Origin of the sequence: Rectinema subterraneum (genome assembly GCA_009768935.1) — a bacterium.
GTDB classification, from domain to species: domain Bacteria; phylum Spirochaetota; class Spirochaetia; order Treponematales; family Rectinemataceae; genus Rectinema; species Rectinema subterraneum.
On record WESA01000059.1, the window covers coordinates 1 to 11727 of the forward strand.

Annotated in this window: 10 protein-coding genes and 1 tRNA gene; 3 read left to right on the plus strand and 8 right to left on the minus strand. The window is 51.6% G+C overall.

Annotation, left to right across the window (positions count from 1 at the left end; genetic code table 11):
* Window positions 1-340: 340 nt before the first annotated feature.
* Together GAP13_RS11595 and GAP13_RS11600 are read right to left on the minus strand one after the other, a co-directional pair.
* On the minus strand, window positions 341-634 hold the full coding sequence (locus GAP13_RS11595; RefSeq protein WP_158908473.1) for a hypothetical protein: 294 nt from the start codon (window positions 632-634) through the stop codon (window positions 341-343).
* A 184-nt stretch (window positions 635-818) separates the two neighbouring features.
* Entirely contained in the window at window positions 819-1499 is a 681-nt protein-coding gene (locus GAP13_RS11600) for a GntR family transcriptional regulator (protein ID WP_158908474.1), read from the minus strand.
* Window positions 1500-1729: 230 nt separating this feature from the next.
* On the opposite strand from GAP13_RS11600, the gene GAP13_RS11605 reads away from it, so the two are divergent.
* Both GAP13_RS11605 and GAP13_RS11610 read left to right on the plus strand, forming a co-directional pair.
* Window positions 1730-3139: a gluconokinase gene (locus tag GAP13_RS11605; protein ID WP_158908475.1), complete on the plus strand. Its 1410-nt coding sequence runs from the start codon at window positions 1730-1732 to the stop codon at window positions 3137-3139.
* A 10-nt stretch (window positions 3140-3149) separates the two neighbouring features.
* Window positions 3150-4100: a phosphoglycerate dehydrogenase gene (locus GAP13_RS11610; protein WP_158908476.1), complete on the plus strand. Its 951-nt coding sequence runs from the start codon at window positions 3150-3152 to the stop codon at window positions 4098-4100.
* Window positions 4101-5786: 1686 nt separating this feature from the next.
* Here GAP13_RS11610 and GAP13_RS11615 read toward each other — a convergent pair.
* From GAP13_RS11615 to GAP13_RS11635, 5 genes are all read right to left on the minus strand, one after another.
* Window positions 5787-5859: transfer RNA gene (locus GAP13_RS11615), tRNA-Met, on the minus strand.
* Between the two features lie 36 nt (window positions 5860-5895).
* The gene (locus tag GAP13_RS11620) at window positions 5896-7395 is read right to left on the minus strand and encodes a DEAD/DEAH box helicase (protein ID WP_158908477.1); all 1500 of its coding nucleotides are present in this window, start codon (window positions 7393-7395) and stop codon (window positions 5896-5898) included.
* Window positions 7396-7631: 236 nt separating this feature from the next.
* Window positions 7632-8369: a DUF6320 domain-containing protein gene (locus GAP13_RS11625; protein WP_158908478.1), complete on the minus strand. Its 738-nt coding sequence runs from the start codon at window positions 8367-8369 to the stop codon at window positions 7632-7634.
* The gene (locus GAP13_RS11630) at window positions 8353-9765 is read right to left on the minus strand and encodes a hypothetical protein (protein WP_158908479.1); all 1413 of its coding nucleotides are present in this window, start codon (window positions 9763-9765) and stop codon (window positions 8353-8355) included. The genes GAP13_RS11625 and GAP13_RS11630 overlap by 17 nt, the downstream gene beginning before the upstream one ends.
* A 7-nt stretch (window positions 9766-9772) precedes the next feature.
* On the minus strand, window positions 9773-10468 hold the full coding sequence (locus tag GAP13_RS11635; RefSeq protein WP_158908480.1) for a DUF554 domain-containing protein: 696 nt from the start codon (window positions 10466-10468) through the stop codon (window positions 9773-9775).
* A 58-nt stretch (window positions 10469-10526) separates the two neighbouring features.
* Here GAP13_RS11635 and GAP13_RS11640 point away from each other — a divergent pair, with 58 nt between their 5' ends.
* Window positions 10527-10925, plus strand: coding sequence for a tol-pal system YbgF family protein (locus GAP13_RS11640; protein WP_158908481.1), 399 nt, complete (start codon window positions 10527-10529; stop codon window positions 10923-10925).
* 73 nt (window positions 10926-10998) lie between these two features.
* Here the strand turns inward: GAP13_RS11640 and GAP13_RS11645 are convergent.
* The coding region (locus GAP13_RS11645; RefSeq protein WP_503473382.1) for a hypothetical protein at window positions 10999-11727 on the minus strand (729 nt) is incomplete at its 5' end.

Sequence of the window (11727 nt, forward strand, 5' to 3'; positions counted from 1 at the left end):
TATGAACCAACACACGCTATTCATTATTAAATAAGATATTACAACACTTTTTTAATGCAGGAACTGCAAAAGTCAGGAGGCATTCACACCGCAAAAGTCCTTATCATTTCCACCAGCAACTCCGTTGCGGCTGATCTTTTTCTAAGGACCGGCATAATTCTACATTGGGGTTTAAAATCTGTCAATGAAAAATAAAAAATTTAATATTTTTTATACCTTATCGTAAAATCCAAGCGAAACCTTCCCTCCAGAACAAATTCTGGAGGGAAGCAATGGGGCTTAGCATGAAAGAATAGCAAAGGATTATCGCTGAAGAAGCAATAGGCTACCGTGCAACGAGCTAGGACATGCAACACATGAATCCAGTGGTGAGCACGAAGTTGTCCGCTGTCGTTATATCGATAACGCAGGACATGGCGATCTCGACAGTGTCGCATTCTCCGCTGAGAGCGCCACTGTTCGCAATTTCGATGTTGATTTGAGTTTTAATTGCTGCGGCCATTTCCAAAGAAATTTTCTTTGCGCCTCTGTAATGGCTCGATGATTCATCGTCGATTATCGCAAACTTGAATGTGATGGGCTTGGGTGCCGCTGCCACATTTGCAGCGCCCACTGTCTCAAAAAAAACTACCACAGTGAGCAAAACAAGTTATTTCTTCTATATAAATAACTTCAATGGCTATATTGCACCCTTCTGTTTTTGCACACTAAAAATCTCTGATGAATCCTATATCCATGAAGTATGTGCAAAGCCATAGTGAATGCAAGAAAAGTTTGCTAACCGTCGCATGGACTCCAACAATGCAGAGAAAAAACCATCAATTGATCTTGAAGCGATGCTCAGTGTCTTTTGAGATCAAATCTTCCAATAATTCAATAGTCGCTTGCATATGCCTTCCCATCAGTTCAGACAGCTCATCTCCTTTCGCCTCAAGGAGATAATTGTACATTTGCATGTGTTCGCGCGATGCTTCGCTAGCCCGAGCCAAGGGAAAGTTGCCGATTGAATAAACATAAAAAGCAAAACTTACACCAAAGAGTTTCTCGTACATTTCTATGAGCCGGTTGTTTTCTGTGAGTTTTACAAACAGCCCGTGGTACTCCTGCTCGAGCTTCGTAGCTTCGACATATTCATGGTCTCCTAAAGCTTCCATGAGAGGGAGGAGCTTCTTCATTCGCTTTATAATCTCCGGATGCTTCTGGACATTGGCCGCTGCAAGCTTGGCACTGTACATTTCGATCATCTTGCGGACATTGAGCATATCTTCTATATCTTTTACCGATAATACTTTGAGCATCATTCCGTGCCGCGGGATGGCTTCAATGAAACCTTCCGAAGCGAGCCGGTTGAGCGCTTCCTTCACAGGGGTACAGCTGATGTTGAAATCCTTGGCAATCTCGCCGATGTTCAGTTTTTCCCCTGGAGTATATTTCCCATGCATTATGTCTTCTTTGATTTTTTCGTATGCGAATTCAAGAAGTGAAACCGGTTTGTTCATTTGGATTCCTTTCCTCTTCTGTTTGGCACAAAATAGCCACTCCATATTGTTTTGTCAAGAACAATCCATCTCCTTTATTAAATTAAAAATTTAAAATTTTTAATTGACACATTATAGTTTAACGAGTAAAATGCTGGATAGTTGCTTTTGTTCTTTTTTTATCAACAATCAAGATAGATGGAAGCTGTTGCTTTCCGGTAAGAAAGGAAATTCCTCAGAAGGATCAAAGAATGTCGGTTCTGATTCTGGAGACGAGCACATCCTCCGCTAAAGCCCTTCTCTATGATGAAATCAAGGGTATCGTGTCCACGAAGATAATCCCCTATAATAAGGAGAAAAACAGCATCGCCATGCAGGATTGTGACGATGTATGCCGCTCTGTCTTGGAAGCAGGCCGGCAGATTGCTTTCAGCCAGGATGTGGAAGCGATTGCACTCTGCGGTACGTGGCATAGTATCGTCGTCTGCGATCGCTCGATGAAACCAGTCAGCCCATCTTATTCCTGGGCATACACCGATTCCATGCCTGAAATCGCGAATATCCGTAAAGATCACAGGCTTACGCTTGACCTTTATCACCGCACTGGCTGCATGGTACACAGCACCTATGGATTCTATACATTGATGCACTTGAAGAACAGCGGCATGGAATTTCGAGACAAGCTGTTTGCCAGCCAGGCGGGATATATCTTTTATACAATGACCGGCGAGCGCGTCGAAAGCTCCTCAACAATGGCAGGCACCAGCCTGCTCAATGTGCATTCGAAACAATATGACCCTTTCATTCTCTCCATGCTGGGTCTCGATGCTGAGCAATTCGGCCGCCTCGTCACCTACCGCGACACCTTCCCTCTTCTTAAGAACATCGCTGATGCGCTTGGCGTGAAGCCAGGAATCCCCGTCGTTCCGGCTTATCCGGACGGAGCCATGAACCAGGTCGGCTCCGGAGCTCTCGAATATGGCATCATGACAATGTCGGTAGGAACGAGTGCTGCACTGCGTTTTACTGTCGACAAGCCGATGATCCCTGAAGAACCCAGCACATGGTGCTATGTCGGCGTCGATTCCTGGGTATCCGGCGCGGCTATTTCAGGCGCCGGCAGCTGCGTAGATTGGCTTAGACGCAGCGTTTTCAATGGAAATATGTCATTCAAAACTCTGGAGAGCGCGGCGGCAAGTCAAGAGTCGACGCCGGTATTCCTACCCTTCGTCTTCGGGGAACGTAGTCCTGGCTGGCAAGATGATCGCCTGGGCGGTTTTTTCGATGTCAGACCGCAACACGATTATGGCTCAATGTATAGAGGGCTCCTAGAAGGAATTTGCTTCAATCTGCGACAGTGTTATAGTCTTTTGACCTCGATCGCCGGCGAACCGAAGGAAATACGGCTCTCCGGGGGCATCATTAATTCTCCGTTCTGGACACAGATGCTGTCGGATGTGCTCGGACGTGAACTTTATGTCTCCCGCTTCGACCAGGCTTCTTCGCTCGGCTCCGTGGCGCTTGCGCTCTTTGCTCTGGGCAAGCTCGCGAAGCTCTCTGACTTCAAGGTAGATTCATACACGAAGGTTCTTCCGCGGGAAAGCCAAGAATATAAAAATAAGTACGAGCGGTACCTCTACTGGTACAATTTGACACGGTAAGGTGGGAAAAATGTTCAACATTATTGTCACAGCGCGATCTTTTGGGCAGGCCAATCCAGAACCAATCCGTCTGCTGGAAGAAAATGGCTGCAGGATTGAAAAACTGAATATTATGAATCCTTTATCGGCGAGCGAGCTCTTGGCATTGGTAGCGGAAGCCGACGGTATCATAGCCGGACTAGATCAGTATGATGCGTTGGTGATCGAAAACGCCAAAAGACTGAAAGTGATATCCCGTTACGGTGTCGGTTACGACAATGTCGACCTGGAAGCGGCCAAGAGAAAGGGCGTCGCTGTTACTTTCACACCTGGCACGAATGAAAACTCAGTCGCCGATCTTGCTATGACCCTGCTTTTGTGTGCATCCAGAAATATCGTCAGCATGGACAAATACGTCAAATCGGGTTTAGGCTCGCGCGTTATTGGTAGCGAAATGTGGAAAAAAACGCTCGGCATTATCGGTACCGGCCGGATTGGAAAGGGATTAGCGAGGCGCGCCGTAGGATTTTCGATGAACATCCTTGCTTACGATGCTTACCCCGACACAGCCTTCGCCCAGCAAGTGGGCCTAACATATTGCTCCCTCGACAGGCTTCTCCGCGAATCCGACTTCATTTCGATCCACTGCCCGCTCACCGACGAGACGCGTTCGCTCATAGGCGCGGCTGAATTTGCCGTGATGAAGCCGACAGCCGTTCTCGTCAACACGGCGCGGGGCGGAATAGTCGATGAAGAGGCACTGTACAATGCGCTTGTGCAGAAAAAGATCGCCGCTGCCGCCCTGGATGTAACCGTCCAGGATCCGCCGACAGGGAGCCCGCTCCTGGGTCTGGACAACTGCATCATAACGCCTCATATTGGCGGCTATACTAGAGATGCCGTACTGAACATGGGAATGCTCGCGGCTAGGAACTTGATTGCGGTCCTCAAAGGCGAACCCTGCGAATTCAGGGTCGTCTGACGGAGCTGGAATTCCACCCAGGAAGGCAAATTGGATGTCAGTGAAGATCAGGAGCATAAAAGTCATTCTTTCGACACCGAAATGAATCAACGTCGTCATGTTGAAAGTCGAGACTACCGCCTCTGGTCGTCGAACAGGACGTCGAAAACATAGAGCAACTCTGGAAGCTCATATACCTGAAGCCCTACTGGCGCTGCGGTCCCATCCAGAACAGCGACTAATCGGGCTTCGACATGGCTTTCCGGGACATCAAGGGCAAGATGGCCAACATGCCCGTTACCAGCTCTTTGGTGAGAAATGCCGCGAAGGCGTTTCGATCTACCACCATGCCGACGGCAGAGACCGGACGAAGTCTGCAACAATATCAAAAAATATTGCCCAGGGAGTCAAGAACATCCCCTGACAGTGCAGAAGAGATGACGACGGCGGCTACAGAGATGCGCCAGCCACGGTGCCAATGGGTTCACCTAAAGGCACACCCCTCGATTCCAAAACCTATATGTGCAAAATCATCAAAATGTTCGAAAAGGTCCGGTCCAGGATCGACTGGGGCATCGGACTCTACCATGACGTACGTGAGAGCATCCATGCGAGGCAAGCGATTATCTTCTTACGAATACAAATTTATGATCACCGAGAACCTTATCAATTATCTCTGAGTCTATTTCAGCCAGATCGGCGGCATGACGCAGGTGAGAAAATCCCAGCTTTTTGCCGAATAGTTCGGCATGCGCACCGCCCGGCACGGTCCAAGCAACATGTCGCCGATAACACACGTGGTCAACATACACGTGGACCTAGCGGCACAAAATGTTAGCATTCAGGAATGGTCGGGCACAGAGCCGCGCAATTTAGTCATTCAGGGACTCAAGGAGCCCAAACATGTTCTGCTAGTGATATTCCTCGGAATAGCCGAATACAGCAACGGCTATGTCTGTGCCAACGAAAAGCTTGGTTGAGGCCTAGACATCAATGAAAAGGAAGCGGCGAAATATCCTTGCGAAAAGATCACGACGACGTGGACACAGATCAAACTGATGAATGGGTCGCTTCAGACACCTTGAGCAGAAGTATCTTTCCTGGCTAAATGCTTCATTTCACCGTCAGATCGCCCTTTGCGGCAGCGAAGGCAATGCAGTCATACAAGGTGCGGCCTCCTTGCTATGCCAACGTGCTGCGGCGAACTATGCGCCACATACCATTGCGGTACCCGCTCGGACTTCAGATGCTCAGAAAGTCCCACACTGAACCTCTTCTAACCCCCAACAAAACTCATCCCCAAGCATTATGAAAACGCATCCATCCACAAGACCTATAGCACCCCCAAAACTCTCTTTCTACTGGCTGCTTGTCTTACCCGCCACTCTCATGTTTAATGGGCTCGACGAGACCGCCGCCCCAAACTCTCTTTCTACCGGCTGCTTGTCTTACTCCTTGTATTGCTTGCCGCGAAAAAATAGTCCTCAGCACGTAAAGCCAGTTATAATCTTGTGCTGTTGCGCTATAATCTGGACATTGCACTCGACAAACTAAATCCATCTGCACTGTGTCTACAAAAACGGGGAAAGTCATGTATATTTTTATCAAAAGAAGTAAAGTTGCAGGATATTGCAATGACTGAAGATATGGTTGAAATAAGGCTAAAAATCAATAAAAAGGCTCCCTTTCGGAAGCCTTGATTCTCGATAGCAGGGGGAGGACTCGAACCTCCGACCTCCGGGTTATGAGCCCGACGAGCTGCCAACTGCTCTACCCTGCGGCGCGAGAATAAATTTACAAAATATCGCAGAATATGTCAAGGGATGGAAGCATATTCCTTGGGATATCGGCCGCCGGAGCGGGGCGCGGCGCTGCGAATTGCATTGCGTGAATCCCGCGAACGAAGCGCAGCGTTGGGGGCGGAGTTGCGCGTGTCGCGGAAATGGTGCACGGCGTTATGGGCTGCATCATGTGTTTTGCCATGCGAGACTCCATTCTGTGCTCCACTCTGTTTGAATGGTTTGAGACCGCGTGAATCCGGACGGCTCTTGCGGGCTTCCGGCCGGTTTGTATGCATGCCTGGTCGGGCCTCGTGGGTATCCGGCCGCCTGTCTGAACGCTCCCCATGCTCGAGCCGGTACGACCCTCGCTGGTTCCACGCCACTTTCTGATGTTCTTCGATTGAGGCTGTCACATCGATTTCCGCAAGCGAGACGATTTTGTGCTCGATCGGCTTTCCGATAAGTCGTTCGATGATTTTCAGCATCGATCGGTCATCCGGCGTCGCAAGGGTGAGCGCGATGCCGCTGTGCATCATGCGTCCGGTACGTCCGATGCGGTGGGTGTAGGCTTCCGCGGTGTCAGGCATGTCGAAGTTGATGACGTGGGAAATGCCGCTGATGTCGATGCCTCGCGCTGCAATGTCGGTTGCCACCATGATGCGCGCTTTACCGGTGCGGAATTTCAGCATGGCCTTGTCGCGCTGGCCTTGTGAAAGGTTGCCATGGAGCGCAGCTGCGGAGTGGCCTGCATCCAGAAGCTGGGTGGCGAGTTTCTGGGCGCGGTGTTTTGTCTTTGTAAAGATGAGGGCCTGGCCGGTCGCATTTTCCTGGAGGATGGAGGCGAGCACGGCGTACTTGTCAGCCTGCATGACGGGGTAGACGATGTGGTTGACGGTCTCGACCGGGCGGGAGTTGCCGATTTCGATGCGGACCGGATCCTTCTGAAATTCTCTTGCCAGACTGCGGATTTCGGAGGGCAGAGTTGCCGAGAACATGAGGGTCTGATGCCCCGTGGGCAGCGCTTCTATAATCTGACGAATCGAAGGCAGAAATCCCATGTCGAACATCTGGTCTGCTTCGTCGAGTACGAGCATTTCGATGTCTTTGAGACTGACAACGCGCTGGCCCATGAGGTCGAGCAGGCGCCCGGGGCATGCAACCAGAATTTCCGGCATATCGCGCTTGAGTGAGCGGATTTGGGCCGAGGTGGACACGCCGCCGTAGATCGAAAGCGCATACAGATTCGTTTCTTTGCCGAGGGCCTCGAATGCTTTGCGTGTCTGTTCCGCAAGTTCGCGGGTGGGAGACAGGATGAGGGCGCGAGCGGTGCAGCGCTTACCTGTCAATAGCCGCTGCAGCATCGGCAGCGCGAATGCGGCGGTTTTGCCGGTGCCGGTCTGGGCAAGGCCAAGCACATCCTTGCCTTCGAGAATGGGTCCGATTGCCTGGGCCTGGATTGGCGTCGCATCTGTGTAGCCGGCGCGATCAATGGCTTTGGTAATTGTGCCATCGAATGAGAATGAGGAAAAATTCACGAGAAATCCTTTATTGTTTGTTGAAAAGCATGAATCCTGATCAATCAAGCTGGAGGCCATGCATAATGGCCGTAACATGTTCGAAACGATGGCGCTCGACTGGATCAGCCGATTCATGTAGCGCAGATCGACGAATTTTCTAGAGTATAGACGAAATGCTCGCATTTGTGCAATGGGCAGGCAGGGCGGCTTCAGTTTGTATCGGATTATGAGGTATGCAGCGCTCTCGCGTCCCTCTATAAATGAAAAAGCCGCCTCAGGTTCGTCGCTTTGACTACCCGATAATGCAGGTAAAGAAGAAACCCCGCAATCGGCAAAAGCGCAATCGCACAGATCGGCGCCCAATCGAACACCACAACCCCTCGCGCGAAAAGATCGATGAACATTTCCAGGCCAATACATAAAACCGCCACGGCCACAAGCACATATGCAACCAGATTGAGACCTTTCCGTTTGCTCTTGCCAATTGCGAGCACCAGAGCTCCTGTGAGCGATTCAACCAGCACCGCAATCGGGATAGCCAGCCCAAACGCCCATCTGGGGCTTCCGCTGACAAACCCCAGCGCCAAGAGGAAAGCTGGCGGAGCAATTGCGCCGAGCACAATGCGCAATACCTGCATGTTCTTGAGCACAAGGAATGCCGTTGCCTCCACCCATAAAAGCAAAATCGAAACAACAGGATACAGCGACCACGACAACCGCCTGGACTCGAACAGGTTCACCGCTCCCAGAACGACAATCGCGATAGCAAACGCCACCGAAAGCACTTCCCAAAGAACCGTACGTTTTTCTTCCTTACTAAATATGCCTTCGCCACCTTCAAAAATGATATTCGCAGCAGGATGCTTTCCTGTTATATCAGCATCTTTGCAGGGATTCTGCGCGTCTGGAACCGCTTTTGGGTTTGGTGACCCGCAAAGCGGGCAGCGAGGCGCATTTCCGATCTCGACACCGCAATCAGGACAATATGGCATTGGGTTCCTCCTTTGATTGTGCCTTTGCTTCAGCTTGATCGAGCCGGCACGAAACGCGCACCTGCAGCCCCAGGCTCCTCAAGCGCCTAAAAAACAGCCGCTCCAGCTCGCGCGATTCAGTGAGGCTGCCAAAATCGACGATCAGTTTGTCGCCCCAGCTCAGCATCGATGCATTCGTCAATGTGGTGAGGCTTGGCGCGGGGATGAACCCGAAGCGCTGAATGTGCGGCGTAAATCCTGGCGGCATCTTTACTTGCCCAAGATTCGAAATAAAGCCCGAAAGCATCGATTCACCGAATTTTGCAAAAAAGATGCGCGCGAATATGTCTTTTATAAAAAGCGGGACAGCCCGCACAACCGGATTTCTCGCGCTGCCTGCGTTGCGGCTCAGATGCTTGGCGATGCTCATGCGGTCGTACTCGAGCTTCATCTGGTAATGTGTCCGCATGACGAGCTCTTCAAAACTGCGCATGCCGAGCCGCATGTCTTCCGCAATAAGCACAAAAAGCGAAAAATTGCGAAATGTTTTTGATGGAAACATGGTGCGCAGGTTGAGCGGCACTTCCACTGCAATGTAGTGCTCTTTGGGGCGCGGTACTGTCTCATGCCATATCTGCTGTAGAGCATCGAGATAGACTGCAGTCATGAGCTCGGTGAGGCTGGCTCCGTGGCGTCTTGCTTCGCCGAGTGCTTCCGTCAGATTGAGCTCGCCGGAAATAACCCGGTATTGGCCTTTGGGCAAGCATTTAAATTTCATATGAAACGCGTTAGGGCCGGTATCCGGAAATGGCAGGCCTTTCGGAAAATAGCGCTGGTAGGCATCTTCGAACTCGTCGCTTGGTATGGAAGGGCTCTCGATAAATGATTGCGAAGTAAGGATATCTCTGAACTCGCCCTCGCTAAGCTCCGCTCCGGGCGCTATGCCTTTCAGCAGAAAATAATTCGCAAGAAGGGTCTTGAGGAATGTCATGCCGCCCGTCCCGTCGGTCAGAGCATGTGAAAATTCGCCGGCAACTCTGTTCGCTTCGCAGCGAATCCGGAACATGCGGGTTCCTCGTTTGTTGATGTCCCAGAGCTGGCTTGGACTCGGAGAATCCGGATACAGGTGCGGCAGCGTGTGGCAGGGCTCGAAATAGTACCAAAAAAAGCCTCGCCTGAGTCGCACATTGAAATAGGGCATGCGCCGGACCGTCAGCTCGAGGGCTTTGCCCATCACATCCACATCGATGGGGGCATCGAGTTCGGCTTCGAACCGGAAGAGGCTCGTCGTTATTTCATTCGCAACTGCAGGCATGATGATCGCAGCGTTATCCAGGGCATACCACTCCCCTTGTTCATCTTCCCGCCGCGTATGAATGAATTGCTGTTCCCGGCTCCGCCGAGCCCAAATATGCATGCCTCAATTATAGAAACTTAAGAACAGGCATTACAAGCACAAGCACGACAATAATAATGAGCGCCGGCAAGAAATTCCCTGTCTTGAAGCTTTTTATTTCAAGAAGACCAAAGCCGATCATGATGACGAGAGCCCCGCCGATGCCTGTGATCTCGGCGAGCATAAGATCGCTCACATACGGCTTGATATACACGGACAACAGCGTGAGCGCTCCCTGGTACACCAGAATGGAAAGCGCAGAAAATGCCACCCCGATTCCCATCGCTCCTGCAAAAATGATGGATACAAAGCCATCGAGTACGCTTTTTGTAAAAATGAGGGAATAATTGCCCTCTGTCCCGGCTCTGAACGAACCGACAATCGCCATTGCTCCCGCGCAGAACAGAATCGACGCATTCAGAAAGCCCGCTGCAAACGCTCCCTCGGACTTGCTCGCAAACCGCTGTTTCAGACGTTCGCCGAACCGCTCGATTCCGCCCTCAACGTCGAGGAGCGTACCCAACAGCCCACCTATCATGAGCGCGAGGGCAAACGAGAGAATGTGGCTGGTTTTGAGCGCCATCTGGATGCCGATAGTGAGGGATGTGAGCCCTGCCGCGGTGAATACCACTTTGCGGTATTCTTCTTTGATGCCTTTTCTGATGAGAAGCCCGATGAGCGAGCCAACAATGACTGCTGCCGCATTGATGAATGTTGCGATCATGGTTCGTCTTGACCTCGTTGGGCGAGTATAGCATAATCGGTTCCCGTGAGGAAATCAGATGAATAGAAGAATTTTTCGCGCTTTCGCGCTTATAACGCTCGCTCTGCTCGTCAGCATTTTCGCGTCATGCGCTTCCTCGCCGCCGCCAGCGCCGCCGGATGCCAGCGCACAGAAAATCATTCAGCTCGCCCAAGAGCGGTACGACGCATATGACCTCAACGGCGCTCAGTATTACTACCAGGTGCTGCTCGAGCGCTATGGCAGCGACCCCGAATACATGCTCAATGCCAAATATGAAATGGCTTTTATAGAGTACAAGAAAGGCAATACGGAAAAAGCGATAGCCGGCTTCAAGGAAGTTATCGCGCGCTACGATGCGCCGGACGGGCAGACGCTCTCACAGACCTGGAAAGTGCTCTCAGAAAAACTGCTCGCCAAGCTGACGGGCGGGAAATAGACATTAGTGCTCTCAACCTTGTGTAAACGAGGGCACTGAGAAGAACGCATCTCGGCAATCAAGCACACGCTGTTCAACCGAGCGCCAGCCTAGGAATATACTCCGCCTTCTCCTTCCCCGGTGTCCGCCATTCCTTCTTCCAGCTTCTCGCCATCGTCGGGCTCAAAGGGCTTCGTGTCAGAAACGCCCGTTCTTCGAAAAAGCTTCTATATACGTTCTCGAGCACAGTTGCATCGATGCCGCTCGCCTCGGCATGGGTGGCGGGTCTTCGGCCTTTCGGCCAGCGGATACGGTAGGGCTTTAAGTAGTTGTGCCACATAAGGTAGGCCCAGAGGCGCAGCATGCCGTTTGCGACATTGCGGTTGAAGCAGACACTCTCACGATGGTGGTTCGCCAGGTCCTTTCTGAGCTCGCGATCGGTGTAGTTCGAAGAAAAGAGTGGATTGTGGATCGTCCGTGGCAAGTGTGAAGAAATCGTCAGGTGCACGAGTCGCCCCTCTCCCTCACCCCAGTAGGCTGCAAGCTTCCGCACGAGGCGCGCATAGTCGGGCTTCTCATCGGTGATCAGCACGAAGGGCCTATGAGGCTGTGGCGGCTGCACAGCAAGGCTCGTCGCCAGCACCTCCCTGAATGACCGGCCGATCCCACCCCGTTCGAGCCGAATCGTCGAATAGAGCGCCTGTGCCTTCGCCTTCTGGTCCTGCCGCATGCTCCCTGAGCGCCGCCGTGTGCAGTGACTGACATCGAGCACGAAGCCGCTTGTCCGTCCCACCGCAATGGGGATTTCGTTCGGAAAGTACTG

Bases quoted from the DNA above. Each gene is read 5' to 3' on its own strand.
- GAP13_RS11630 (WP_158908479.1), bottom strand. From the start codon at position 9,765: ATGCATATTTGGGCTCGGCGGAGCCGGGAACAGCAATTCATTCATACG.
- GAP13_RS11625 (WP_158908478.1), bottom strand. From the start codon at position 8,369: ATGCCATATTGTCCTGATTGCGGTGTCGAGATCGGAAATGCGCCTCGC.
- GAP13_RS11640 (WP_158908481.1), top strand. From the start codon at position 10,527: ATGAATAGAAGAATTTTTCGCGCTTTCGCGCTTATAACGCTCGCTCTG.
- GAP13_RS11600 (WP_158908474.1), bottom strand. From the start codon at position 1,499: ATGAACAAACCGGTTTCACTTCTTGAATTCGCATACGAAAAAATCAAA.
- GAP13_RS11610 (WP_158908476.1), top strand. From the start codon at position 3,150: ATGTTCAACATTATTGTCACAGCGCGATCTTTTGGGCAGGCCAATCCA.
- GAP13_RS11605 (WP_158908475.1), top strand. From the start codon at position 1,730: ATGTCGGTTCTGATTCTGGAGACGAGCACATCCTCCGCTAAAGCCCTT.
- GAP13_RS11635 (WP_158908480.1), bottom strand. From the start codon at position 10,468: ATGATCGCAACATTCATCAATGCGGCAGCAGTCATTGTTGGCTCGCTC.